21 protein-coding genes and 2 pseudogenes are annotated in these 25,799 nt (G+C 61.6%); 19 read left to right on the top strand and 4 right to left on the bottom strand.

Features of this window, described 5'->3' with window-relative positions:
- Nucleotides 1–440 (top strand): annotated as a pseudogene (locus NKI24_RS29000) (cation:dicarboxylate symporter family transporter); the annotation flags it as partial.
- Between the two features lie 244 nt (nucleotides 441–684).
- On the opposite strand, the pseudogene NKI24_RS28995 reads toward NKI24_RS29000, so the two are convergent.
- Nucleotides 685–1,139: pseudogene (locus NKI24_RS28995) on the bottom strand (transposase); the annotation flags it as partial.
- A gap of 429 nt (nucleotides 1,140–1,568) precedes the next feature.
- Between NKI24_RS28995 and NKI24_RS28990 the strand changes: the two are divergent.
- Genes NKI24_RS28990 through NKI24_RS28975 form a run of 4 tightly spaced genes read left to right on the top strand, consistent with a single transcriptional unit; the run spans nucleotide 1,569 to nucleotide 7,075 of the window.
- The gene (locus NKI24_RS28990; protein WP_352550117.1) at nucleotides 1,569–3,026 is read left to right on the top strand and encodes a class I SAM-dependent DNA methyltransferase; all 1,458 of its coding nucleotides are present in this window, start codon (nucleotides 1,569–1,571) and stop codon (nucleotides 3,024–3,026) included.
- Nucleotides 3,023–4,735 (top strand): restriction endonuclease subunit S, encoded by a 1,713-nt coding sequence (locus NKI24_RS28985; RefSeq protein WP_352750071.1) that lies wholly within the window; start codon nucleotides 3,023–3,025, stop codon nucleotides 4,733–4,735. The genes NKI24_RS28990 and NKI24_RS28985 overlap by 4 nt, the downstream gene beginning before the upstream one ends.
- Nucleotides 4,725–6,293, top strand: coding sequence for an AAA family ATPase (locus NKI24_RS28980; protein ID WP_352750070.1), 1,569 nt, complete (start codon nucleotides 4,725–4,727; stop codon nucleotides 6,291–6,293). Before NKI24_RS28985 ends, NKI24_RS28980 begins: the two co-directional genes overlap by 11 nt.
- A complete protein-coding gene (locus tag NKI24_RS28975; RefSeq protein WP_352750069.1) occupies nucleotides 6,290–7,075 on the top strand; it encodes an HNH endonuclease family protein in 786 nt (261 codons plus the stop codon). Before NKI24_RS28980 ends, NKI24_RS28975 begins: the two co-directional genes overlap by 4 nt.
- Nucleotides 7,076–7,605: 530 nt before the next feature.
- On the opposite strand, the gene NKI24_RS28970 is transcribed toward NKI24_RS28975, so the two are convergent.
- Both NKI24_RS28970 and NKI24_RS28965 read right to left on the bottom strand, forming a co-directional pair.
- Nucleotides 7,606–8,799 carry an IS91 family transposase gene (locus tag NKI24_RS28970; protein ID WP_502897066.1) on the bottom strand — a complete coding sequence of 398 codons (1,194 nt, stop codon included), beginning with the start codon at nucleotides 8,797–8,799 and terminating at the stop codon, nucleotides 7,606–7,608.
- 4 nt (nucleotides 8,800–8,803) lie between these two features.
- The gene (locus tag NKI24_RS28965) at nucleotides 8,804–9,709 is read right to left on the bottom strand and encodes a tyrosine-type recombinase/integrase (protein WP_352750068.1); all 906 of its coding nucleotides are present in this window, start codon (nucleotides 9,707–9,709) and stop codon (nucleotides 8,804–8,806) included.
- A 695-nt stretch (nucleotides 9,710–10,404) separates the two neighbouring features.
- Between NKI24_RS28965 and NKI24_RS28960 the strand changes: the two genes are divergently transcribed.
- The 3 genes from NKI24_RS28960 (at nucleotide 10,405) to NKI24_RS28950 (ending at nucleotide 12,891) form a co-directional block, all read left to right on the top strand.
- On the top strand, nucleotides 10,405–11,427 hold the full coding sequence (locus tag NKI24_RS28960; RefSeq protein ID WP_352750067.1) for a sensor histidine kinase: 1,023 nt from the start codon (nucleotides 10,405–10,407) through the stop codon (nucleotides 11,425–11,427).
- A gap of 403 nt (nucleotides 11,428–11,830) precedes the next feature.
- A complete protein-coding gene (locus tag NKI24_RS28955; protein ID WP_352549603.1) occupies nucleotides 11,831–12,481 on the top strand; it encodes a DUF433 domain-containing protein in 651 nt (216 codons plus the stop codon).
- The gene (locus NKI24_RS28950; RefSeq protein WP_352502746.1) at nucleotides 12,478–12,891 is read left to right on the top strand and encodes a DUF5615 family PIN-like protein; all 414 of its coding nucleotides are present in this window, start codon (nucleotides 12,478–12,480) and stop codon (nucleotides 12,889–12,891) included. The genes NKI24_RS28955 and NKI24_RS28950 overlap by 4 nt, the downstream gene beginning before the upstream one ends.
- 352 nt (nucleotides 12,892–13,243) lie before the next feature.
- On the opposite strand, the gene hemN is transcribed toward NKI24_RS28950, so the two are convergent.
- Complete coding sequence (hemN, locus tag NKI24_RS28945) at nucleotides 13,244–14,593, bottom strand: oxygen-independent coproporphyrinogen III oxidase (protein WP_352750066.1); 1,350 nt, start codon at nucleotides 14,591–14,593, stop codon at nucleotides 13,244–13,246.
- Nucleotides 14,594–14,749: 156 nt separating this feature from the next.
- Here hemN and NKI24_RS28940 point away from each other — a divergent pair, with 156 nt between their 5' ends.
- From NKI24_RS28940 to ubiM, 11 genes are all read left to right on the top strand, one after another.
- Nucleotides 14,750–15,496, top strand: coding sequence for a Crp/Fnr family transcriptional regulator (locus NKI24_RS28940; RefSeq protein ID WP_352750065.1), 747 nt, complete (start codon nucleotides 14,750–14,752; stop codon nucleotides 15,494–15,496).
- Between the two features lie 255 nt (nucleotides 15,497–15,751).
- Nucleotides 15,752–16,051: a hypothetical protein gene (locus tag NKI24_RS28935; RefSeq protein WP_352750064.1), complete on the top strand. Its 300-nt coding sequence runs from the start codon at nucleotides 15,752–15,754 to the stop codon at nucleotides 16,049–16,051.
- Nucleotides 16,052–16,097: 46 nt separating this feature from the next.
- A complete protein-coding gene (gene ccoN / locus NKI24_RS28930; RefSeq protein ID WP_352750063.1) occupies nucleotides 16,098–17,729 on the top strand; it encodes a cytochrome-c oxidase, cbb3-type subunit I in 1,632 nt (543 codons plus the stop codon).
- The gene (gene ccoO, locus NKI24_RS28925; RefSeq protein WP_352750062.1) at nucleotides 17,720–18,451 is read left to right on the top strand and encodes a cytochrome-c oxidase, cbb3-type subunit II; all 732 of its coding nucleotides are present in this window, start codon (nucleotides 17,720–17,722) and stop codon (nucleotides 18,449–18,451) included. Before ccoN ends, ccoO begins: the two co-directional genes overlap by 10 nt.
- 11 nt (nucleotides 18,452–18,462) lie before the next feature.
- Nucleotides 18,463–18,612 (top strand): cbb3-type cytochrome c oxidase subunit 3, encoded by a 150-nt coding sequence (locus NKI24_RS28920; RefSeq protein ID WP_352457387.1) that lies wholly within the window; start codon nucleotides 18,463–18,465, stop codon nucleotides 18,610–18,612.
- Between the two features lie 2 nt (nucleotides 18,613–18,614).
- Nucleotides 18,615–19,478: a cytochrome-c oxidase, cbb3-type subunit III gene (gene ccoP, locus NKI24_RS28915; protein WP_352750061.1), complete on the top strand. Its 864-nt coding sequence runs from the start codon at nucleotides 18,615–18,617 to the stop codon at nucleotides 19,476–19,478.
- Between the two features lie 132 nt (nucleotides 19,479–19,610).
- Entirely contained in the window at nucleotides 19,611–21,170 is a 1,560-nt protein-coding gene (ccoG, locus tag NKI24_RS28910) for a cytochrome c oxidase accessory protein CcoG (protein ID WP_352750060.1), read from the top strand.
- The gene (locus NKI24_RS28905; RefSeq protein WP_352750059.1) at nucleotides 21,167–21,664 is read left to right on the top strand and encodes a FixH family protein; all 498 of its coding nucleotides are present in this window, start codon (nucleotides 21,167–21,169) and stop codon (nucleotides 21,662–21,664) included. The genes ccoG and NKI24_RS28905 overlap by 4 nt, the downstream gene beginning before the upstream one ends.
- Nucleotides 21,661–23,949 carry a heavy metal translocating P-type ATPase gene (locus NKI24_RS28900; protein WP_352750058.1) on the top strand — a complete coding sequence of 763 codons (2,289 nt, stop codon included), beginning with the start codon at nucleotides 21,661–21,663 and terminating at the stop codon, nucleotides 23,947–23,949. The genes NKI24_RS28905 and NKI24_RS28900 overlap by 4 nt, the downstream gene beginning before the upstream one ends.
- On the top strand, nucleotides 23,946–24,098 hold the full coding sequence (ccoS, locus tag NKI24_RS28895) for a cbb3-type cytochrome oxidase assembly protein CcoS (protein ID WP_023679633.1): 153 nt from the start codon (nucleotides 23,946–23,948) through the stop codon (nucleotides 24,096–24,098). Before NKI24_RS28900 ends, ccoS begins: the two co-directional genes overlap by 4 nt.
- A gap of 423 nt (nucleotides 24,099–24,521) precedes the next feature.
- Complete coding sequence (ubiM, locus tag NKI24_RS28890; protein ID WP_352610907.1) at nucleotides 24,522–25,703, top strand: 5-demethoxyubiquinol-8 5-hydroxylase UbiM; 1,182 nt, start codon at nucleotides 24,522–24,524, stop codon at nucleotides 25,701–25,703.
- Nucleotides 25,704–25,799 lie beyond the last annotated feature (96 nt).

Genomic DNA, 25,799 nt, shown 5'->3' with positions numbered 1-25,799 from the left:
TGTTCGGCATGGCGCTCGCGATGGCCGGAGAGACGGGCAAGCCTGTCGTTTCCTTCCTACAGGCGCTCATCGCGCCTGTCTTCAAACTCGTCGGCATTCTCATGAAAGCCGCGCCGATCGGCGCCTTCGGCGCAATGGCCTTCACCATCGGTAGATATGGCATCGGTTCGGTCGTCAACCTCGCGATGCTGGTCGCGACGTTTTATTTCACCGCCTTTCTCTTCGTGTTCGGGGTTCTCGGCGCGGTCTGCCGCTACAACGGCTTTTCGATCTGTTCTCTCATTCGCTACATCAAGGAAGAGCTGCTGCTTGTCCTCGCAACGTCCTCCTCGGAGGCCGCGCTCCCCTCGCTCATGCAGAAGATGGAGAAGGCGGGCGCCAGGCGTTCGGTTGTGGGTCTCGTCATCCCGGCCGGATATTCGTTCAATCTGGACGGCACGAAGTGTGCTTATGAAAGAGATGGGGACTTCAGGTCGGCAAAATTTGATCATCGGATACGTTCACTCCCCATTGGGGAGGGCGAGTCAGGAGATCGCTACTTCATGAGACGCACCATGAAGGAGACGTGACTATAACGTTTTAGTGCCGCTTTATGTGGCCAGACGAGGGATGCTGCCTTGATCACTTCCGCACAGATGCGCGCGGCGCGGGCGCTGCTCGGAATCGACCAGGTCAGACTGGCGGCCGGTAGCCGAACCGGCGACGCTCCTGCGCGATCGCCTTCATCCGCTCGCGAAGCTCGCGGTCGTCCGGCCTGCTGGTCTCGTAGCGAACCGTCATGCGGCAACAGCCGATGGCTTTACACGCCCGCCGTTCGCTCATCCCGAAGCCTTCCTTCAGGCGAGCGACAGCTTTCCGCTTGGCCGCGGGCGTCACCATTTCTTTCCCACAAGATCCTTCAACGCGGCATTGTCGAGCATGGCGTCGGCCAGAAGCCGCTTCAGCCGCGTGTTCTCGTCCTCCAGAGCCTTCAGTCGCCGAGCCTCGGAGACATCCATCCCGCCGAAGCGGGCCTTCCAGTTGTAAATCGAGGCGTCGCTGACCCCGTGCTTGCGGCACAGATCGGCAACCGATACCCCGGCCTCATGTTCCTTCAAAATTCCGATGATCTGATCTTCAGAGAAGCGGCTACGTTTCATGTCCTGGTCCTCTCGATGGGCCAGAACGAACTTCAAACCGGATTAGATCAGAGGGGCAAGGTCACCTGTGAATCTTAATTTCAGCAGTACGCGCAGCGAGAAATGCCTTTCTACTTCAGAGGTATGCCCTCCGGAGCGCCAGACTTTTTCAACAAAATCCGCCAGGAGCGGTCATTGCCGAGCAGATACTCTAAGGTCGCGTTCTGGTCGAAATGGGCCGCTTGCGGACGCTTGAGGGCGATGTACCGAACGTCTTGATCGGGGCCGCCTCCAGACAGTCCACTTTCTGGGCGTGGGAGGCCGAATAGGCCTCTCGACTGTTAATCGAGCGGCCGTAGGGAAGGGCTTCGCCAGAAGGCGGCTTTCAATAAGCCGAGTGATCTTCTACGAAGAGGGGTAGCCGCCCGTACCGGCCCAAGGACAAACTGCGTGACGCCCTATTCTGACCTCGTGACCCGCCTCTGGCGCCTCTGCAGTCTGCTGCGCAAAGACGGGGTAACCTATCCCCAATATGTGACCGAGCTCACCTATCTGATCTTCCTTAAGCTCGCTTCCGAGCGGCAGGCTGAAAACCTAGCGATACCGGAGGGGCACCGCTGGAGCGACCTCCTCGGCAGCGGGGACGATGCGATCCTTGATCGCTACCGCCAGACGCTCGCCATACTGGGCATGTCGCGACACAGCCGGACTATGCAGGCGGTCTTCGCCGGGGCCGTCACCGTTGTGCGGGACCCGGCGACCCTGCGGCGCTTGGTCGACGCTATCGACGGCTCCGACTGGTTCTCGGACGAACGAGACGCGTTTGGCGACGCTTATGAAGGACTGCTCCAGAAGAACGCCGAAGAGACCAAGCGTGGCGCGGGTCAGTATTTTACGCCCCGCGTTCTGGTTGACTGCATCGTTTCGCTGCTCAAACCTCGTCCTGGCGAGATCGTGCAGGATCCCGCAGCCGGCACCGGCGGATTTCTCATCGCGGCGGATCGCGCCTTGCGTGCGGATTGGCGAGGGTCAGAAGAGGCCTTGGCCTTCCAGCGCACGCGCGCCCTCCGCGGCGTAGAAAACGTGCTGGACACCTATCGTCTGCTTTGCATGAACCTCTATCTGCACGGGATCGAGTCCGAACACGTCCTGATGGGCGATACCCTGTCGCAGCTGGGCGCCTCTCCCGAGTTTCAAAACACCGACGTCATCCTCTCCAATCCCCCGTTCGGGCCGTCGGGCGGCGCGTCGTCTCGCGAAGATCTCTCGATCACCGCGAAATCCGCAAGCTTCCAGCTGCCGTTCGTCGAGCATTGTATGTGGGCGCTCGCTCCAGGCGGGCGAGCGGCGGTCATTGTTCCCGACAACGTCCTCTTCGAGGGGGGCAAGGGCAAGGCACTGCGTCAGGCCCTGATGCAGGATTTCAATCTGCACACGATCCTGCGCCTGCCCACCGGGATCTTCTACGCCCAGGGGGTCAGAACCAATGTGCTCTTCTTCAGCCGGCCGGCTGCCCCACCGGACGAAAGCGCGACAGAGACGATCTGGATCTACGATCTTCGAGCCGCGGAGGCCGGGAATGGCGGCAGTGGAAGTGATTTCGCCTCTGGTCTACACGCGTTTGGCCTGGCATTCGGCGACGACCCCCTCGGTCGGTCACCGCGCGAACAGGATGGGCCAAACGGCCGATTCCGCCGGTTCAGCCGCCAGGCGATCGCGGAAAGAGGCGACGACCTCTACATCGTCTGGCTGAATGAGGAGGAGAGCGAGGACGAGGCGCTCGAATCAGCCTCTCCGGATGCAGTCGCCGCCGTCGTCGAACGCCATCTGGTCTCCGCTTTGGGCGAGATCCGATCCCTCATCGACGAACTGGGCGATGATAACGCGGCTTGGGATGACCGGGAATGACGCTTCCGGCCGACTGGGTGACGTGCACTCTTGAGGACCTCCTCCATCCGGCGCCCGGCGCGATCGTCGACGGCCCGTTCGGAAGCGCGCTGAAGTCTAGCGACTACACCTCTCAAGGCTGCCGGGTGATCCGGCTCAACAACATCAACGTCGCTACGTTTAACGACACGGACAAAGCCTATGTGGATGCGCGCCGATTTCCCGAACTGCGTCGGCACGAAGCCCAAGCTGGGGACATACTGACGGCCGCCTTGGGCGACCCACTCGGTCGGTCCTGCCTCGTGCCTGAGGATCTCGGCTCCGCGATCGTGAAGGCCGATTGTTTCCGCTCAAGGCTTCACCCCCGCGTCGACGCCGGCCTCATCATGTTCTGGCTCAACAGCCCGCCGCTCGCGCGATATTTCTCGGAGCACGGCAAGGGCGTGGGGCGGATCCGGATCAACCTCGCTGTCCTGCGCACCGCGCCCCTACCCCTCCCGCCCGAAGATATGCAGGCGGCGCTGGTTGAAAGAATCCGGACGGTCATGGCCCGGTCAGAGAAAGCCAAGTCGGAGGCGCAACTCGCGCTCAGGGCGGCGGGCGCGCTCAAGGTGAGCGGCTTGAAGGCCGGCGTGACCGGTCAGCTGACGGCGCGATGGCGAGAGACAGCCACCGACGTCGAGAGCGTCAACGCCCTTCTGGAGCGGATCCCAGCGCCGACCCAAGCACCGGGTGGGCGCAAGCCGACGGATACGCGGATGGCAGGTCAGGCGGCGATCGCAGTCAACGATCCAGGAACGCCTCTACCGCCACGTTGGCGGTGGACGCCGCTCCTGCGATTGGCACGCCAGGAAACCGGGCACACGCCAAGCCGGCGACATCCGGAATACTGGGATGGGGACGTCCCTTGGCTCGGCATTCGCGACGCCCGCAAACATCACGGTGCGGTCATCGACAGAACCGCCCAGACCATTACCGCCGCCGGTCTGGAGGGCTCATCCGCACGCATACTTCCGGCCCGGACGGTTTGTTTGTCGCGCACAGCGTCCGTCGGCTACGTCACCTTGCTCGGCCGCCCCATGGCGACCAGCCAGGACTTCGTGACCTGGACCTGCTCCCCGGCGCTGATGCCGGAGTATCTGCTGTATGCGCTGATGGCCGAAGGAAAGGGCATCCGCCGCTTCGGCAGAGGTTCGACCCATACAACGATTTATTTCCCCGAGCTGCGCGCCCTTCATATCGCCTTACCGCCGCTCGAGGAGCAGCAGGCCATTACAGGCCGCATCAAGCGGTTGCTCTATCGCGCCGACATGCTGGCGTCCGAGGCCTCGCGCGCCATGGGCGTGGCGGACGACCTCGTCGTGCGTACGATCACTCAAGCCATGTCGGGTGCCCTCGGCGCCGCGAGTTCAGTTTCAGGCGCCTCCGCCCGGTCGCTTCTCGACGACATCGCCGTAGAACGACGCACGCTCGAAGTGGAGCGCAAGCGCCGTAAACCCAACAGGTCGCCGAAGTCGGCCTCTCCTACAACCCCGCCAAACCCGGATCGTTTCATGACACCAGATCAGATCACCGCGGCGGTGCGCGAGGCCGGCGGCTCGATGCGCGCCGACACTCTATGGAAGTTGAGCGGTCTTCCCATCGACATCTTTTACCGGCGCATCCGGGACGAACTGGCGGCGGGCCGCCTGACCGAGTCGAGTGACAAGGAGAGCCTGCTTGCGCATTGACCATCTGGCAGTTCGAAACTTCAAGAACCTTCGCGACGTCCATCTTGACTTCGACGCGTCCCGTCTGGAAACCGTCATTATCGGGCAGAACGGAACCGGCAAGTCTAACGTGCTGGAAGCCTTAGCGACGATCTTCCGGGATCTCGACGATCCGCGCCGGGAAACGGATTTCGCATACGACATTACGTACCAATGCAAGGGCCGCAAGGTCCGGATCGACCATCGGCATTCAGATGCGGCGACGACTACCGCGACGATCGATGGCAAGGCGACACCCATGGGCGTGATCCGCGCACGAGACAGCGATTTCCTGCCGAACCACGTTTTTGGCTATTACTCAGGCGAGTCAGACCGGATGCGCGCCATCTTCGACCCGCCGCAGCGCCGGTTCTACGACGCGGCCATCGAAGTCGGTGCCGATGAGAAGCTGGACCCGAGAACGTCTTCGCTGCGGCGGCTCTTTTACGTCCGGGAACGCTATGGCGCCTTGGCCCTCCTGACTTATTTCGCCTTCGCTGACAACGAGGCGCAGGCGTTCCTCAAGCGACATTTGGGCGTCGGTCGGTTCGATTCCGCTCTGCTCACGCTCCGCCGGACCGAGTGGGGCAAGCGCAAGCCGGTCGGCGAGGCGCTGGCCAAGTCGGACAGCCGGTTCTGGTACGCTCGCGGCATTGTTCGCAAGCTGCTGGATGGTCTCTGGACCCATTCGCTCACGCCCATCCGGCACAAGGAAAGCGTCTCGGAGGACTATCGCCGAACAGGCGCGTCCGAGGAGCAGATCTACATCTATCTCAGGGACGAGCAGGCGCTCAGGTCACTCGCCGCGCCGTTTCGCGACGAACAGACCTTCTTCGCCTATCTGGAAACCCTCGACCTGTCAGACCTCGTGCGAACGATCCGGATCTGGGTCACGCGGGAAGGCGCTTCGGAGGCCATCCCGTTTCACGAGATCAGCGACGGCGAGAAGCAGTTGCTCAGTGTCTTGGGGATGATGCGTTTCGCTGCCCATGACGAGTCGCTGTTCCTGCTCGACGAGCCGGACACCCATCTGAACCCGGCGTGGAAGTGGAACTATCTGAGTTTCATCAAGGAAGTCGCGGGCCGCAACGAGAACTGCCACGTCATAATGACTAGCCACGACCCTCTGACGATCGCCGGCCTAGAGAAGTCCCAGGTGCAGGTGCTCTTTAGGGGCCGGGACACCGAGGTGAAGGCGGCGCAGCCCGCTGTCGATCCGAAAGGGCTCGGTGTATCCGGCGTGCTCCGCCAGATCTTCGGCATGGCGACGACGCTGGATGCTGAAACGCAAAAGCTGGTCGACGACCGCAATGCACTGCTTGTCCTGCCGACACGCACGGAGCTCGAAGACGCCGACCTGTTCGCGCTGAACAACAAGCTGGACTCCCTCGGACTGGCCTACCAGAGCAGCAACCCCGCTTTCGAAGACTTCCTGCGCTCCTTGCATCGGGCTGACCAAGAAGAGCGCGGTCCTTACACGCCTGAAGAGGTCGAAGCGCAGAACCGCTTCATGCAGGAGATCGTTGAGGGTCTTCGGTGAAATACATCAACTATCCAGTGGGCGCGATCGAGGCCGTCTGGCGGGCCAGGGCCGAGACCGCCGCCAGCATCGCGGCTCAGATGTCCGTGGAAGCGGCCAAAGTCTACGTCGCCAGCCGAAGCGAGATCTGGAGCGACCTGAAGCCCGCCCTGGAAGCCCTGTCTTCGGGAAAATGCTGGTACTCGGAAGCCAAGGACCGGGTGTCCTTCTGGCACGTTGACCATTACCGTCCCAAGAGCCTCTATCCTTGGCTCGCCTTCGACTGGAGAAACATGCGCTTGTGCGGCGGCATGCCCAATATCGCCAAGTCCAACGATTTTCCGCTAAACGATGATACCAACCGAGCCACCGGCGCCAGCCCCTCGACAGCTCTGGAGGTTCCCCTACTGCTGGATCCCACGCAGTGGGGCGATCCGGACCTCATGACCTTCAACGGGGCTGGCGAGCCGACTTGCGCCGATCCCCGAGACCAGGTGGCGGCGCTGAGAGTCAAGCTGTCGGTCAAACTCCTCAATCTTGATACGGAGAAACTCTGCGAAGGCCGCCGCGACACATGGCGCAGTTGCGAACGCCGGTTGAAGGATCTGCGCGGCATCGTCGAAGCCCAGCGTCATCAGAACAACACCGACGCGGGCGACCGGCTGAAGGACCTCTGCAGAGATCTGGACGACCTCTACGATGAGGAGTCCGAGTTCACGGCTACGGCCTGGGCCTGCGCTAAGGAACTCAATGCGGAAATGATCGTGCGTCTTGCGAAGGAAGTAGCGCGGTCCTTGGAGTGACGGTTTGTGGCGACTCGCGCTGCAGCTATCACCGAAACCGAACAATCTCTCGGCGATACATCCTCGCCGCTTCGACGCCGTCCAGCGCCGTCGCGCGCACCTTGCCTTTGAAAAATCTTAACGACGCCACTCGCTTTAAGACCGTGCGGACAAGGGTCCGGGCGAGATCAATTGTTCAAGCGAATGTCTGCTGTTGGGCTCCTCGCTGCCAGCTGCGAACGTCTGGAACTGCTGAAGGGTTTCGGGTGCCGTCAGGCGTACGAAAGTCTCTGATGCAGGAACCCGCGGGCCGCAGGCGATTGCCTATGGGGATTTGTGCCTCGGGGTGCGCCAGCGGCTGTCGCGAACTTCTGCATAAGATGCGCCGGGCATGTCGTGGAAGCGGCTTCCGGGCCAGGTCGCAGAGGCTGTTGCGTTGATTCCGACGGGATTGGTGTGCGTGACGACCAGCGCCACGGCAACGTGCACATAAGATCCTGTTGACCGGCGCCGGCGTGGCGCGGTCGTACGAGCAACTTGGTCATGCCGGGTCATGGGGCGTTCTCCCGGTTCGGCGCTCTTGAGGCAGGCGGTGCACGAGGCTGGCCCCACCGTTCGAACCTCTCGATGACGACCATGCGTCCGCCGCAGCAAGGGCAAGGCCGGCGGACGTCAGCCGGTTCTTCCGAAGTGTCGTCTTGGGGCGGCAGATCGACGTTCAGCAGTTCGCGCGCGAGTGCGAGGCTGGCCTTGCGGGCGGAGCTGGCGAGCAGCCCATAGTGACGGATGCGGTGGAACCCACGCGGCAGGACATGGAGCAGGAAGCGGCGGATGAACTCGTCGGCGGCAAGCGTCATGGCGCGCTGGCGCTCGACACCATCGCGGCGATAGTCCTTGTAGCGGAAGGTGACTCCAGCCTCGTCGAAGGCGATCAGGCGGCGGTTCGAGATCGCGACCCGGTGCGTGTAGCGCGACAGGTAGGCGAGCACCGCTTCCGGCCCGGCGAAGGGCGCCTTGGCGTAGACCACCCAGCGCTTGTTCCGGACCGGCGACAGGTGCCGCAGGAAGGCCTGCCGCTCGACGAGACGAGCAAGGGTGCCGAAGAAGGCGAGCCGATCGGCGTCGTGCAGCGCGATCAGCCGGGTGAGGAACAGGCGGCGGAACAACTTGCCCAGTACTCTGACCGGGAGCAGGAAGGCCGGGCGCGACGATATCCAGCGGCTCCCGTCCGGCGCGATGCCGCCGCCCGGCACGATCATGTGGACATGCGGATGGTGGGTCATCGCCGATCCCCATGTGTGGAGCACGGCGGTGATGCCGATGCGCGCGCCGAGATGCCTGGGATCGGCCGCGATCGTCAGCATGGTCTCCGATGCCGCCTTGAACAGCAGGTCATAGACCAGCGCCTTGTTGTGGAACGCGATCTCGGCGACCTCGGCCGGCAGCGTGAACACGACGTGGAAGTATCCGACTGGCAGCAGGTCGGCTTCGCGCTCGGCGAGCCATGTACGCGCGGCCGCGCCCTGGCACCTGGGACAGTGCCGGTTGCGGCAGCTGTTATAGGCGATCCGCCATTGGCCGCAGTCCGCACAGGCTTCGACATGACCACCCAATGCAGCGGTGCGACACTGTTCGATCGCCGACATGACCTTGAGCTGCTGCAGGCTCAGATGCCCGGCGTGGGAGACCCGGTATCCGGGGCCGGCAGCACGGAAGATATCGGCGACCTCCAGGTCGGCGCGCACCAGTTCAGCCGGACGGCGTCTTGCCTTCCATCAGCGCCATCAGCCGGTCCAGCGGCCCTGCGACCGCGTGGATCGTGCGGGTCGAGACCTTGGTGTAGAGCGCGGTGGTATCGAGCTTGCTGTGCCCGAGCAGCACCTGGATGACGCGGATGTCGACATCCTGCTCAAGCAGGTGGGTGGCGAAGCTGTGACGCAGCGTGTGCGGGCTGACGCGCTTGCGGATGCCGGCGACTTCGGCTGCTTCCTGGACCGCGCGATGCAGTTGCCGCGATGAGATCGGCGCGATGCAACTGCGCCCCGGGAACAGCCAGCCATGCGGGAGCATCACCCCGCGCCGCTTGCCTTCGCGCCACCACAGTCGCAGCAGTTCCAGCAGTTGCGGCGAGAGCATGGCGTTGCGGTCCCTGCGTCCCTTGCCCTGTTCGACGCGGATCAGCATGCGTGTCGAGTCGATGTCGTCGACCTTGAGATGCGCGACCTCGGACACGCGCAGACCGGCGCCATAGGCGACACCGAGCGCGGCCTTGTACTTGATGCCTGGCGCCGCTTCGAGCAGCCGCGCCGCTTCCTCGACGCTCAGCACCTCGGGCAGCTTGCGCGGATACCGGGTGACCACCAGCGCGCGCGCCAAATCGCGCCGCTTCAGCGTCACGGTGAACAGGAACCGCAGCGCCGAGACCGCGCCGTTAATCGTCGCAGGACCGACGCCGTTCTCATGCTGATACAGCTGGAAGCGCCGGATGTCCTCGGGCGCTGCGGTGTCGGGCGCGCGGCCAAGGAACGCGGCGAAGCGCCGGACATGAAGAACGTAATCCTGCTGCGTATGCGGTCCCAGGCCCCGCATCAGCATGTCTTGCTGCATGCGCTGGCGAAGTGGCGTGATCGGAGCGTCGGTCGACAAGGTAGCCATGGCAAGTTCCTTTCGTTGAAGGGAACTCCATGGTCGGATCGCAGGCTTTACCTGCTCAAGGCCTATGAATACGCGTCATCTCAGAACCAGGCGACCCTCCCGCGAAGCGGGTTCGTGCATCAGGCGCTAAGCGGTCGCGGCACGAGGAACGAGGAACGAGGGTCGTAAACGGTGGCTGGATAGCGACGAAGGTCCTCTTTGAGAGGAAAATCGGCGCCGGAAAGGCGGCATCGGGTCACGACTTTCCCTTGGCCTCTCTTCAGGGATGGTCTGCAAGGGGTCGGATCTTGCCGGTCATCGCGGGTACCAAGCATCATGTGTGGATGCCCCGTAATGCAAGGGGGTTTTCGAACATCGAGGGCATGTGATCGGTGCGGTCATGTGTCGGGCCTCGCTGTTGCGGCGTATTCGGCGCAACTCTTCGCAAAAATCCGATATCGCGAAATGCTTGCAGAGAGGCTTGTCGACTACGAGCTTTTAGAGGTGCAGACTGGCGAGGCCGGCGACAAGTTAGTTCATGAGGTCCTTTTCCACGGCTCGCTCGGTAGCAATTAGTCCCGATTCAATATTCGGTTCGGCTGAGGATGGCGCGGAAGGCGGCCGCGGAGAGATGGCGGCATAGTCGCTTAACTCGGGAGGTCGCCAGCCAGCTTTTTCTTATTATTTGGTTGCGAAGAGTCAAACGATCTGTGTCGTTGTCCAACCTTCTGTGTCGTCCGACAAGATTTCTCGATCAAGTGCCGATTGCGATCGCAGTGTCGGACTTGCGAAGCGACGAGCGTGTCGTCTATGCTAATCCCGAGTTCGAGAAGCTGTCTGGAGTAACGGCGGCAAAGCTTACTCGGGAGAATTGGGCGGTCCTTTCCGGCGGCGCTATCAGTCAGCCGGCCGACAAGGCGCTGGTCCAGGCCCTCGTGGAGCAGACGGATTTCGTCGGCACGTTCCGCTTGGATCGCGGCGAAGACAAGCCGGCTATTGTCGACGTCTATTCAAATCTCATCCAGGAGGACAACGGTAAGGTCTGCTTTCGCTTGGTTGCGCTGGTCGACGTTTCGGCCCACGGCGAGACTGACAGCCGCAAGATCGAGGAGCGCATCCGCGAAAAAGACGTTCAGTTGCGCGAACTCCAGCACCGGGTCAAGAACAATTTGCAGATGATCACCGCCCTGATCCGAATCGAAACTCGCAATGCGGTAGAGCCGGACCAAAAGCGTTTCGAGCGCCTAGCAGGACGTGTCGATGCCTTGGCGATGCTCTACCAAGAACTTTCCGGTGACGAACCAAAGGACGAGGTTGATCTCGGCGTCTATCTCAGTCAAATCGCATCGGGAGTCATGACCGCGCATGCTACAGAGGGCATCCGGCTTGACATGAGCGTGGACACCTACCCAGTTTCGATCAATGTCGCCATGCCCGCCGGACTGGTAGTGAACGAACTGCTGACCAATGCACTAAAGCATACTTTTCAAGGACGCGAGGGAGGCACGATCACCCTGCACAGCATCGTTGAGGGTGAAGGCTGCCGTGTGGTCGTCGCTGATGACGGTATCGGCCTGCCAGAAGGCGAGACATGGCCCAAGCACGGTAAGCTCGGCGCGTTGATTGCGCGCTCGCTGATCGAAAACGCCAACGCGCAATTCGACGTGAACTCCAGCCCGAATGAGGGCACGAGAGTAACTATCCTGTTCAGGCGGGCCACAGCAGCCGCCGCCTGTTAGCTGCGTGCTTATGGAGGCGGGACGTTATTTTTCGCTCAGTAGGTTGCCAGGAGCTTGCCCCAGGTCTCCCGAGTGAGCTCTTGCCATGGAGGGGAGTCCGTTCGCTGCCTGAAAGGGATCGGCTTCGGTCGGCGGATATCTGGGGCAATGGCAGCCGTTAGTTCCGGCCGATTGAACTGGATGTACGGCTGCTAAGGGGATGATGCCGACCTGGCCGCCTTTTCGAGAACCGGGGAATTCAAGCCCGTGTTGCAGTGACTTTGGGGCGGCTGGACGCCAAAAAAAGAAAGCCAGCTCAGAAGCTCGGCCAAGTTGTGAAGGTCAAAATCGCCATCAGGCATTGAAAAAGGCACCCTCTCATTATATATCTCCGATGCGTCGGAAGATTTATTTAGGAGCGACCATGGCAGCTGTAGCCGAAATGCTGAAGGCAACCGAGGCCGCCGTGGTCTCGCGTGTAAGCCTGCGAGATGTCAATCGCGCAATCGATGAACGCATCCTGCCCGATGCCTTCGTATCGGTTGACAACGGCCGGCACGTCCTGGCTGGAGCCTGCTCCTTCATCAGCTTCTACTTCGAGACCGCAAAGCGTCTAACCTCGGAAGAACGACTGTTTGCGATCAGGACGGTTGAGCCCAAGCTAACACGCTCGCGCTCGCTCGCTTGGGCGGCACTGCTGCGCGAGGACTGGACCGTGCGAGACGACTTTCTAACCATCGATCTGATGCCGTTCCTGAAGAGCACGAGTGAACGTCTGTCCGATCTCGAGGCGGCTCGCGAGATGGTCACGTCGTCGGATGACGTGCTCAGCGGCACGCCCGTTATCCGTAACACTCGCGTCCCCGTGTATGATGTCGCGGCATCCGTCACTGTCGGTCATTCGGTTGAGCGCATTCTTGGGGCCTACCCGAGCCTTGACACGGAGAAGGTACGGCTCGCGGCGATTTATGCAGAGGCGAACCCCCTGCGAGGGCGTCCTCGTACTGGAGACCTTCCAAAAGGCTCCGTCATCACTTCCGATCGCCGTGTTCCGCGTCTTAGGAAGGCGGGATGAAGTTCCTGATCGATGAATGTCTCACCCCCGAGCTTGCAAAAATTGCGCATGGGAAGGGGCATTGCGAGACCAGCCACGTTGTCTGGCTGGGGCTCGCCGGGCTCAAGGACTGGGAGCTCAAGCCGATCATTCTTGAAGGCGACTGGACCTTCGTAACCAAGAACTCGGTGGATTTTAGGGGGCCAAAGGATAATCCGGGCACCAAGGGACAGTATGCAGATGTTGCCATCCACGCAGGGCTTGTTTGCCTAAACGGCCCGCCAGGCATGGATCTCGACATGCAGATCGAACTTTTCGAAATGGCGCTGATCGAGCTGGACGACGATGATCTTGTGAACCAGGTTCTTGAAGTGATCCTCGAAGACGAGGAAACGTTGCGCGTTGTCCGTTATGCGCTACCGAAGGAATGATCGAAGCCAACGAGGCAGCAAGCCCGGGGCGCAGGACCGATTTCATCAATGATCCTGCCGTCGTCGCGAAGCGCGAACAGGCACCTGGCGAGACTGGCCGCGGCAGAGTGAGACTGTCGCGAACAGACGATAAAACAAACATCACTTGGGCACGCCGCAGAAAGGTGGCAAGCAGCCCTCTGGTCGCAACAAATGGAAGGCACGACTGGACGACATCGTCGCTATGCCAAAGGTCTTCGCATCTGGTCCGATCAGAAATCCTATCTCGACGCGACGGTCGCCTATGAAGAGACAAAAATGTAGCGCAATCGGTTCACGATCGATTGAAACCATGACCGTTCCTGTGCGGTGCTCAGACTGCCGCTGAGTGCCTGGCCTTTGCACTTTCAAAATATTTATCGAACTTCACCGCAATGCTCCTCACGAAGGGGCGATTTGCCGCCGGTACGACGAAACTGTCGCCTTGCAGTTCAAGCAGTTGAGCAGGATCCTTAAGGGCGATGGAGCTTGCCTGAAGCAGGAGCCTTTGGCCGGCTTGCCCGAAGCTCTCCACCAGATCGACAGCCGAGAAGGCGAAATCGCACATCAGCCGTTCAATGATCCATCCCCGGACGCGATCGTCGTCGGAGAGCACGATCCCGCGCACAGCCGCCAACCTGCCGTCTGCAACCACGCGGCCGTATTCGCCGGTCGAAGGCATGTTCTGCACGTAGCCCTGGCGAAAACGGCTGATCGACGAAGGGCCAAGTCCGATCAATGTCTCGCAGCGATCGTCCGTGTAGCCCTGAAAATTGCGGTGCAAAGCGCCCGCGCGGGCCGCTACCGCCAACGCGTCGCCCGGCTTTGCGAAATGGTCGAGCCCGATTGATTCATAGCCCTCGTCCACAATCGCTCGCGCGGCAAGTCGCGATTGAGCGAACCGCTCCGTGGGACCGGGGAGCCATGCCTCGTCGATCATCGTCTGATGTTTCTTGAACCAGGGCACGTGAGCGTAGCCGAACAGCGCCATCCTGTCCGGTTCCAGGGTGAGCGCCTGCGCCACGGTGGAACACAGAGTCTCCCTGGTTTGATGCGGCAGGCCGTAGAGCAGATCAAGGTTCACGGAATCCACTCCGCGGGAACGAACTTGGTCGACGACTGCCTTGGTCTGCAAAAAGCTTTGCTCGCGGTTGATCGCCTTTTGCACTTTCGGATCGAAATCCTGCACCCCGAGGCTCGCCCGCGTCATGCCGATTTCGGCAAGCGCATCAAGGCGGGCTTCGTCCGTATTGTTCGGATCGATCTCGACGCTGACCTTCGCATCGCCGAGAAAAACGAAGCTGTCCCGCAGCACCGTGCCCAGTGTCAGCATGTCCTCGGGCCTCAGCATCGTCGGCGAACCGCCCCCGAAATGAACTGCGCGAACTCGGCCCTTGCCGCTGACAAGGCCGCCAACCGTCGCGATCTCCGCATACAGCGAGCGCAGATAAGCGGCTACCGGCTCATAGTGGCGCGTCTGTCTGGTATGGCACGCGCAGAACCAGCAGAGCCTGTCGCAATAGGGAATATGCAGGTAAAGCGATATCTCGTCACCGCCTTCGAGCGCCTCCAACCAGCCTCGGTAGACGACAGCATCGACCCCCGTATGGAAATGCGTGGCGGTCGGATAACTGGTATAGCGCGGGACGTTCTCGCCAAGTCTGGCAGTTAGCTCCGGTCGCATGTCGTGGTCCACCGTCTTTGCGTCGCCGGAACTCTGGACGCCTTGATGAGGCAAAGCCCTGATTTCGGTCAACCTTCAGCACGGACAAACTGCCGCAAGGATTTTTCTACCGTAGATTGCTATCCTGCCGGCACTGGGGACCGGTAGAGCGATCGAATGACATTACGGCAGGACATTCACACTTCCGGCATTCCCGTTCTTTGCCTGTCTTGCGAGGCACGGCACCGCGGCGTCTGCGGTGCGCTCGAACCAGACCGTTTGGCTCGGCTCGCCAAGACGTCGTCGCGGCACAAAATCGAGCCGGGGGTCGAACTGATCGGCGACGCCGAGGCGGTCGACAGCTATTCAAATGTGCTTTCAGGCGTGGTGAAGCTGACGAAGAGCCTTTCGGACGGCCGCCAGCAGATCGTCGGCCTCCAGTTCGCGCCGGATTTTCTGGGACGGCCCTTCAAGATGAAAAGCGCGATCAATGCGGAAGCGGCAACAGCTGTCTCGCTATGCTCGTTTCCGAGAGCGGCCATCGAACGGATGATGAAGGAATCACCGGAATTTATGCATCGCCTGCTCAAGCAGGCGCTGAACGAACTCGACGAGGCACGCGAATGGATGGTGACTCTGGGGCGCAAGACCGCACCGGAGAAGGTGGCGAGCTTTCTCCTCATGATCGCCCGGAACATCGGTTCCAGTGTTGACCCGGCGGCTAGGTCGGCGTGCTTCGAGCTGCCGATGACGCGTGCCGACATCTCTGATTTCCTTGGAATTACAAACGAGACCGTGAGCCGTCAGCTGACCAGCCTGAGAATGGACGGCGTGATTCGGATCGAGAACAACCGCCGTGTCACCGTGGACAGCATGAGCCGGCTGGAACGGCGCTGCGGCGGCCGAGGCGCAACCGCCCTTTGAATGACACCGAAGCTGCATGGCCTACGTCACTTACTTCGTTCGGGGCAGGGCATGCTCGCGTTGGGCTTAGAAGAAGTCGCATAGCGATAGCCCGCTCTCCATCCGATCGCATGAGCCAGGTGCGTTTCGGCCAACTCGTCGGCGAAGCATCCATCTCGAGGTGCTCGACGTGCAACCGGCTGTTCCAGGCAGGATCGCACTCGGCCGAAGTCAATACGCCTCATACGCAGGGGAAAATCGCCGTCTCCCCGAACCATGAATGTCACGAAGGCAGCGCAACGCTGGCGCTGGCTGTCCCAAGGCATTGAAACGATCGACGTTCAAGGCGTCGGCCTACTTTCCAGCGTCACAGAAGGCGCGCTTCCCCACACGCCCCCGATCGCCTCCATACCCGACCCGACCGGGGACGCCGGGCCTGTCCATAAGCGTGGCGGCCGACGCTGCGCGTCCACATTCGATCGCCGCAGTCTGATCGCACCGAACTCGATGCTGCTCGAAGCAAAATCGTGCGGCTCTGACATGGATCAGGGCGAGCAGGCCACGGCTGCGCAATAAGGCACTGCGGTTTGGCGCCCGCCGGAATTGGAAATCGGGGCTTGCGATGAAATTCGGCACAGAGATCGTCCTTCTAAGCCTGTTTGCGTTTGCGGCCCTGCTGGCTGCCGGCTTCGGCGTAGATGAACCTTTTCGGCGGCATATGTGGGTTTTGTTCTTCGCCGTGGCTGGCTTCACTGCGATTCTATTGCGCAACACGGAGTTCAAGCCGGCAGTTCCGATCGACCCCGCCGCTTACATGGATGGGCCGATCCGCTACGGCGCCATCGCCACCGTATTCTGGGGCGTCGTCGGCATGCTGGTCGGCGTGGTCATCGCCCTGCAGCTCGCCTACCCGGATCTCAACATCCAGCCCTGGTTCAATTTCGGCCGACTGCGGCCGCTGCACACATCCGGTGTTGTGTTTGCTTTCGGCGGCAACGCGCTGATCTGCACGTCTCTCTATGTGGTGCAGCGCACCTGCCGCGCGCGTCTGTTCGGCGGCGATCTCGCCTGGTTCGTGTTCTGGGGCTATCAGTTGTTCATCGTCATGGCGGCAACCGGCTACCTGCTCGGTATCACCGAGAGCCGCGAATACGCCGAGCCCGAATGGTATGTGGACCTGTGGCTGACCATTGTCTGGGTCGCCTATCTCATCCTGTTCCTCGGCACGATTCTAAAGCGCAAGGAACCGCACATCTATGTCGCCAACTGGTTCTACCTTGCCTTCATCGTGACCATTGCGATGCTGCATGTGATCAACAACCTGTCGATGCCGGTCTCCTTCCTGGGCTCCAAGAGCTATTCAGCCTTCTCCGGCGTACAGGACGCCCTGACGCAATGGTGGTACGGCCACAATGCCGTCGGCTTCTTCCTCACCGCCGGCTTCCTCGGGATGATGTATTATTTCGTGCCCAAGCAGGCCAACCGACCGGTCTATTCCTACCGGCTGTCGATCATCCACTTCTGGGCTTTGATCTTTCTCTACATCTGGGCCGGTCCGCACCACCTCCACTACACCGCCCTGCCGGACTGGGCCCAGACGCTCGGCATGGTGTTCTCGATCATGCTGTGGATGCCGTCATGGGGCGGCATGATAAACGGCGTGATGACGCTCTCGGGCGCCTGGGACAAGCTGCGCACCGACCCGATCATCCGTATGATGGTCATGGCCATCGCCTTCTACGGAATGTCGACTTTCGAAGGCCCGATGATGTCAATCAAGGCCGTCAACTCGCTCTCGCACTACACCGACTGGACCATCGGTCACGTCCATTCGGGCGCGCTCGGATGGGTTGGCATGATCTCGTTCGGCGCGATTTATTTCATGGTCCCGACGTTATGGAACCGCGACCGGCTTTATTCGCTGCGGCTCGTCAACTGGCACTTCTGGCTGGCGACGCTTGGGATCGTCGTTTACGCCGCGGTGATGTGGGTCTCCGGCGTCATGCAGGGCCTGATGTGGCGCGAATACAACGAGCAGGGCTTCCTGGTCTACTCCTTCGCCGAAACCGTCGCCGCCATGCATCCCTACTACATCATGCGTGCCATCGGCGGCGCGATGTATCTGTCGGGCGCCCTCATCATGGCCTGGAACATCGCCATGACCATCCTCGGCTACCAGCGCGAGGAGGATCCGATGCCGCGCTCCATCCCCGCCCTCCAGCCTGTGCGATCAGGAGCCAGAAAATGGGCCTGATGGACAGACACGCGGTCATCGAGAAGAACGCCACACTTCTTCTCCTCGGGTCCCTGCTGGTCGTAACAATCGGCGGCATCGTCGAGATCGCACCGCTCTTCTATCTCGACAACACGATCGAGAAGGTTGAAGGCATGCGCCCTTACTCGCCACTCGAACTGGTGGGGCGCAACATCTATGTGCGCGAGGGCTGCTACCTCTGCCATAGCCAGATGATCCGGCCGTTCCGTGACGAGGTCGAGCGCTATGGGCATTACAGCCTGGCGGCCGAGTCGATGTACGACCACCCGTTCCAGTGGGGCTCGAAGCGCACCGGGCCGGATCTCGCCCGGGTCGGCGACCGCTACTCGAACGGATGGCACGTCCAGCATCTCACCGAGCCGCGTTCGGTGGTGCCGGAATCGATCATGCCGAGCTACGCGTTCCTGAAGGACATGCCCATCGAGGTGAAGGATTTCTCGACGCATCTGATCGCCAACAGCCGTGTCGGTGTGCCCTATTCAGACGACATGATCGCTCATGCCAATGCCGATCTCATGGCGCAGGCCGATGCGAATGCCGACACATCGGGCCTGGAGAGACGCTATCCGAAAGTCAAGGTTGGGGACTTCGACGGCGATCCGCAGCAGGTCACCGAAATGGATGCGCTGCTCGCCTATCTCCAGATGCTCGGCACGCTGGTCGATTTCAGGACCTATGACGAAGCCGCCGGTTACCGCTGAGGAGAATGGCGATGACCTACAATTTCATGCGGGAGTTTGCCGACAGCTGGGGCCTGCTTGCCATGGCACTTTTCTTCCTCGGATGCGTTGCCTTTGCATTTCGTCCCGGCAGCCGCAGGCAAGCCGAGAGAGCCGCTCACATTCCTCTCAAGGACGACTGATCATGGGCAGCGAGCATATCGACGAGGTTTCGGGCATCTCGACGACCGGCCATGAGTGGGACGGCATCAAGGAACTCAACAACCCGCTTCCGCGCTGGTGGGTCATCACCTTCTACATCACCATTGCCTGGGCGATCGGCTACACCGTCGTCTATCCGGCATGGCCGATGCTGACTTCCGCGACCAGGGGTGTGCTGGGGTATTCGAGCCGCAAAGACGTCAAGAATGAACTGGCGGCGGCCGAAGTGGCCAAGGGCAAATATGTCGCTGCCATTCAGGCGAAGACCGTCTCCGAGATTACTGCCGACGAGACACTACGCGAATTCGCGGTCGCCGCAGGTGGCGCCGCGTTCAAGGTCAATTGCGTGCAGTGCCATGGCTCGGGCGCTCAAGGGTCCAAGGGTTTTCCCAACCTAAACGACGACGATTGGCTGTGGGGTGGCAACGCCGAACAGATCCAGCAGACGATTGCGGACGGCATCCGCTTCGCATCAGACCCGGATACGCGCCTGTCGGAAATGCCTGCTTTTGGCGACATCATCACGACGGATCAGATCAAGCAGGTCGGCGCCTATGTCGCAAGCCTCTCCGATCCTGTTCAGGACACAAGCCTGATCGAACTCGGCGCCAATGTTTTCGCCGAGAATTGTGCGGCCTGTCATGGTGAGAATGCAAAGGGCAACAGGGAGCTCGGCGCACCCGACCTGACCGACGCGATCTGGCTTTACGGGTCTGGCGAAACAGCCATCGCCGCGCAGGTCCGCGCCCCGAGGCATGGCGTCATGCCGGCCTGGATCGGGCGTCTCGGCGAGATCAAGGTCAAGGAACTCGCGGTCTATGTCCATTCGCTTGGCGGCGGAGAATAGGAACGCAAGCCTATTCTCGTCCTCCCCCCAACCGCCAAGCGACGAGGCCCGGCGCGAGCCGGGCCTCGGCATCATCCAGAAACCGATGGGTCGGGCTTCCGGCGAAATCGTCGCTGGTGACTGGAGCTTCTCGTGCTCGATAACACGCAAATAGAACGGCTCGAAGCCGATGCGGTCAACTCCGCCAAGACCCGTCAGCCGCTCTATGCCGCACGCAAGAAGATCTTCCCGAACCGGGCCTCCGGCAGTTTCCGCCGCTTAAAGTGGTCGGTGATGGCAATCACGCTGGGGATCTACTACCTGACGCCCTGGCTGCGGTGGGATCGCGGGCCATTTGCCCCTGACCAGGCCGTGCTGGTCGATCTTGCCAACCGCCGCTTCTATTTCTTCTTCATCGAGATATGGCCGCAGGAATTCTACTACGTCGCCGGCCTGCTGGTCATGGCCGGTATCGGCCTTTTCCTGATCACATCCACCGTCGGTCGGGCCTGGTGCGGCTATACGTGCCCCCAGACCGTGTGGGTCGATCTGTTTCTGGTCGTCGAGCGAGCCATCGAGGGCGACCGCAACGCGCGCATCAAGCTCGACGCCGGTCCCTGGACTGCGCGCAAACTCGTGCTGCGAACATCGAAACACGCCATTTGGCTGGTCATAGGGGTGCTGACCGGCGGCGCCTGGATCTTCTATTTCGCCGATGCGCCGACGCTGCTTTGGGAACTCTTCACCGGCACCGCCGCCCCCGTCGCCTACATCACCGTGCCCGTGCTGACGGCGACGACCTATACGTTCGGCGGGCTGATGCGCGAGCAGGTCTGCACCTACATGTGCCCATGGCCGCGCATCCAGGCGGTCATGCTCGACGAGAATTCCCTCACCGTCACCTATAATGACTGGCGCGGCGAACCGCGCTCGCGTCACGCCAAGAGGGTCCTTGCCGCCGGGCAGCCCGTCGGCGACTGCGTCGACTGCAATGCCTGTGTCGCGGTGTGCCCGATGGGGATAGACATTCGTGATGGCCAGCAGCTTGAATGCATCACCTGCGCGCTCTGCATCGATACCTGTGACGGTATCATGGACAAGCTCGGCAGGGAGCGCGGACTGATTTCCTATGCGACGCTGGCCGACTACAACGCCAACATGATGCTGGCGACCCCGGGCGGCTCCGGTTCAGTCAACCCGTCACTGGTCAGGAGCGCTGACGGCCTGTTCTCCGACAAGGTGGCCCGTTTCCATATCCGCAAGATCTTTCGCCCGCGCACCTTCATCTACATGGGCGCCTGGTCGGCAGTCGGTCTCGCGCTGTTCTATTCGCTGCTGACCCGCGAACGGCTCGAATTGAATGTCCTGCACGATCGCAACCCGCAGTTCGTGACGCTGTCCGACGGTTCGATCCGCAACGGCTACACCGTCAAGCTGCTCAACATGATCCCCGAACCAAGAACGATCATTGTCACGATGCAGGGCCTGCATGGAGCCGAAATGAGCGTTGTCGGCATCGACCTGCCGGCGGATCGCTCCTTCGCCATCCCGGTCGAACCCGACCGGCTGAAGATGCTCAAGGTTTTCGTGCGTCAGCCGGCAGATCAGGTTCGGGGTGCAGCGCAAAGCTTCAAGTTCCGGGTCGAAAACAAGGCAACGTTCGAGTCGGACGAATACACGGCCACTTTCAACGCACCGGAGAGCGCCAGATGAGCGACACCTCGCGACAATCCTGCGAATTCACCGGCAGGCATATGCTGTTCACCATCCTTGGCTTCTTCGGCGTGGTCATAGCGGTCAATTTGACGATGGCGACGCTCGCCAACACGAGCTGGACCGGCCTTGTCGTCGAAAACACCTATGTGGCGAGCCAGCAATTCAACAAAAAGGCCGAGCAAGGGCGAGCTCAGGCAGCCCTCGGCTGGACTGGCAAACTGACCATCGCAGGCGGTGAGGTCCGCTACAGCCTCACCGATGCTGGCGGCAAGCCGGTTGCCGTGCATGGCGTCAAGGTGCTGTTTCGTCATCCCGCCTACGAGGCAGAGGACAAATCCGTCACTCTTGCCGCTGCCTCCGGTCAGATATTCGCCGCGCACCACATGCCCAAGGACGGCGTCTGGATCTTCGAAATCGACGCCGATGCGAGCCTTGCGGAACCCTATCGCGACGTTCGCCGGATCGTGATTTCCCGCGGGGCGCTGCAATGAGCTGCTGCGCGCCAGGCGCCGAAATGGCATTGGACCTGGAAAAGGTCACACTGGTCCTGCCTTCTGGCCAGGAAATCAGCCTGGCGAGCCGCTCGATTGGCGAAAATCTTCGCCAGACCGACCTCTCGGTGCCGGCTGTGCATTGTGCCGCCTGCATCCAGACGATCGAGACGGCGATCGGCAAGCTGGATCGCGTCGAAGGCGCTCGTGTCAATCTTTCGACGAAACGTGTTTCGGTCCGGTGGAGCGGCGAGGAGGTTCCGCCATTCGTCGCCACACTTGGACGGCTGGGCTATGGCGCGCACCTGTTCGATCCCGAGGCTGACGGGAAGGACAAGACGCTCTCGGAACTGATCCGCGCCGTCGCGGTCGCCGGCTTTGCGGCGGGCAACATCATGCTGCTATCAGTCTCCGTCTGGTCCGGCGCGCAAGGCGCGATCCGCGACCTGTTCCATTGGGTCTCGGCCTTGATTGCCATTCCTGTGCTCGCTTTCGCCGGCGGCATCTATTTTCGCTCGGCCTGGAATGCGCTGCGCCACAGCCGCATGAACATGGATGTGCCGATCGCGGTCGGGGTATCGCTCGCTTACGCCATGAGCCTCTACGAAACGATCAACCATGCCGACCATGCTTATTTCGACGCGTCGGTGTCGCTGCTGTTCTTTCTGCTGATCGGCCGCACGCTGGATCACGTGATGCGGGAACGGGCTCGGACGGCCGTAAACGGACTGGCTCGGCTGGCGGCGCGCGGCGCCATGGTGCTGCGCGAGGATGGTTCGCGCGACTACTTGCCGGTTGGCGAGATCGAACCAGGAATGGAGCTCTTGATCGCGGCCGGCGAGAGGATGCCCATCGACGGCAGGATCATTGGCGGGGCGTCGGATCTCGACTGTTCCCTGGTTTCCGGCGAAAGCACGCCCAGAACGGTGGGCCCGGGGGCGCAGGTCCAGGCCGGTACACTCAATCTCACCGGTCCACTGACCATCGAGGCGACGGCCGCCGCGAAGGATTCCTTCCTGGCCGAAATGGTTCGGCTGATGGAAGCGGCAGAGGGCGGCCGCGCCCGCCATCGCAGGATCGCCGATCGCGTTTCCGCGCTCTACGCCCCCGTGGTCCACCTCACCGCCTTTGTGACGTTCCTCGGCTGGATGGCGGCGACCGGCGACTGGCACCGGGCAATAATAATCGCGATCGCCGTTTTGATCATTACATGCCCGTGTGCGCTCGGTCTCGCCGTGCCGATCGTGCAGGTGGTCGCTGCGCGGCGGCTGTTTGAAAGCGGCGTCATGGTCAGGGACGGCTCCGCCATGGAGCGCCTGGCCGGGATCGACACGGCATTGTTCGACAAAACCGGCACGCTTACGCTGGGACTGCCCAGGCTGATCAATGCGCCGTCCATCGATCCGACGATGCTCGCCATGGCGGCCGAGATGGCAGCGCATTCCCGCCATCCCTTTTCGAAGGCAATCGCTTGCAATGCAGCCTTTGCCGGCCAGCCGAAACTCGCGTCCGTCAGCGAGCATCCGGGCTTCGGCATCGAAGCCATCGCCGAGGGCAGTACCTGGCGGCTGGGTCGCCGCGGATGGGGTGAGTTGAAAGGCCGGACCGGCGGCGAAGGCAAACAAGGCTATGGCGGAACCGTTCTGACGAAGGACGGGGTCATTGTCGCGACTTTCGATTTCGAAGATGAGCTGCGTGCCGATGCCAAGGCGGCCATCGAGCAACTGAACGGCGCCGGCGTGTCGGTGGAGATGCTGTCGGGCGACACAGAAGCTGCCTGCGGCGAGGTGGCGGAAGCACTGGGCGTCGAGCGCTTCGTTCCCGCGTTGCTTCCCTCCGGGAAGGTCGAACAGATCGAAGCATTGACCCGAACTGGCCACAAGGTGCTGATGGTCGGCGATGGGCTCAACGACACGCCTGCATTGGGCGCCGCACACGTTTCGATCGCTCCGGCCACGGCGGCGGATATCGGGCGCAACGCCGCGGATTTCGTGTTCCTGCGTAAAAGTCTTCTGGCGGTCCCACTTGCTTTAGACATTTCGCGGAAGGCCGGACGGCTGATCCGGCAGAACATCGCCATCGCGATCGTTTACAATGGGATCGCCGTGCCGGTCGCCATTCTGGGGCACGTTACGCCACTGATCGCGGCGGTCGCGATGTCCGCCTCGTCCCTCCTGGTCATCGGCAATGCGCTACGCCTGCAAGGTTTCGTGTCAAATGCATCGGTGCAAGATGCCCGACATGACAGGCGCTCCGACATTGGCGCACTGGCACAATCCTCATGACGACGCTCGCCTACCTCATACCTGTGGCCCTGTTCCTCGGAGCGCTTGGGCTGGCGGGGTTCCTGTGGGCCTTGAGGAGCGGCCAATATGAAGATCTCGATGGCGCCGCCGAGCGGATCCTGATCGACCGCGACGAGCCACGCAGTTGACCCAGCCTGCCATGCGAGGACTCGCTCGAATATTTTCCGCGGTTGCTTCGCGTCATGCCGATTTTCGGCGCGCGACGGGTGCGAACGGATCAGCCAGAATACGTTGCCGAACTTTCGGCCAGGAAAGGGCCGCACCGAACGGGAAGCCGGCCATTCGATGATGACCTGACCAGACCATGGCGTGGCGATCGACCAGTCGACCGTGAACCCGCCGTTGCCGCGTTTATCGAGCCTGGTTGATCCACATCAGGGTTATCTCTTCATAGGCATGGTTTATTGAGCATTTTTGAACGGAGAACGGATGTCTAACGGACGGTTAGGTCGCGTGGAGACGCTTGGGGAGATGAGCCGCAAACCGTGGATCGATTGCGATGCGTTCCAGTGCCCTTCGTCGCAGATAGCCGACGCAATGGCCGCACGCTGATGGCCGGCTCTGTCGATAGATTCGACGTTATTGTCGTCGGAGCCGGGCCGGTCGGACTTTCCTTCGCCGCATCGCTTGCCCAGAGCCGACTCAAGGTGGCAGTGGTTGAACGGCAGTCGCTCGAAAGCCTGGCGAATCCGGCTTTCGACGGTCGCGAGATCGCGCTGACCCACGCATCGGTTGGAATCCTTCGCGAGCTCGGCGCCTGGGATGCCATCCCCGCTTCGGACAAATCACCGCTACAAGGCGCGCGCGTGCTCAACGGATCGAGCCCTTTCGCCCTGAGCTTCGATTCTCCCAGCGGATCTGGGGAACCACTCGGAATTCTGGTCCCAAATTGTCGGATCCGCGACGCCCTGTTCAAGATTGTCCGCTTCCAGGATCATGCCCGGCTGCTGTGCGGCCACTCGGTCGTCAATGCAACAACCAGCCACAAAGAAGCAGTCATAACGCTCTGTGATGGCAGGCAGTTGGCCGCTCGGCTGCTCGTTGCAGCGGATTCGCGTTTGTCCGCGACGCGCGACCTGCTCGGCATTGGCGCCGACATCAATCGGCTTGGCAACTCCATGCTGATTTGCCGGGTGAGGCACGAGCGCGCCCATCACCAGATCGCGGTCGAATGGTTCGATCACCATCAGACGATAGCGATGTTGCCGCTCATGGAAGGCGTGTCGTCGCTGCTTCTCACTTTGCGCTCAAGCGAGGCCGACAGACTGCTTGCTCTCGACGACGATTTGTTCCTCATGGAATCGACGAGCCGGTGTCGAGGACGCCTCGGAGAGATGACCTTGGCAAGCACCCGCCATGCCTATCCGCTGGTCACGACCTGGGCGCACAAGTTCTGGGCTCCGAGTGCGGCACTGATCGGCGATGCTGCCCTCGGCATGCACCCGGTGACCGCGCATGGCTTCAACATCGGCCTCAGTGGCCAGAAGCAACTCGCCGATAGAATCCTGGCGGCATGTCGCGAGCGCCGCGACATTGCTGATCCCGACATACTCGGCAGATACGAAAGCCGGCTGCGTCTGTCGGCGGCACCGCTCTATCATGCTACGAATGCACTTGTCGCTCTCTACTCAGGCGAGCACCCGGCGGCACGGCTTGCAAGACATGCAGGGCTTCGCTTTGCCCAATATCTTCCCTTTATCCGCCATGGCATTTCGGCCATGCTCAGGCGGTGAATCGCAGGCAGCGCTGCCGCTCTGGAACGCTATCTCGGCCCGGCTTTCTTTTGTCTCGCCGGGCGCGTTGATGCCGTTGGTAGGGCTGCTTCCATG

The sequence above is a fragment of the Mesorhizobium sp. M0701 genome (assembly GCF_040320365.1).
Taxonomy (GTDB): domain Bacteria; phylum Pseudomonadota; class Alphaproteobacteria; order Rhizobiales; family Rhizobiaceae; genus Mesorhizobium.
This window is presented reverse-complemented; position numbering and strand designations above follow the sequence as displayed.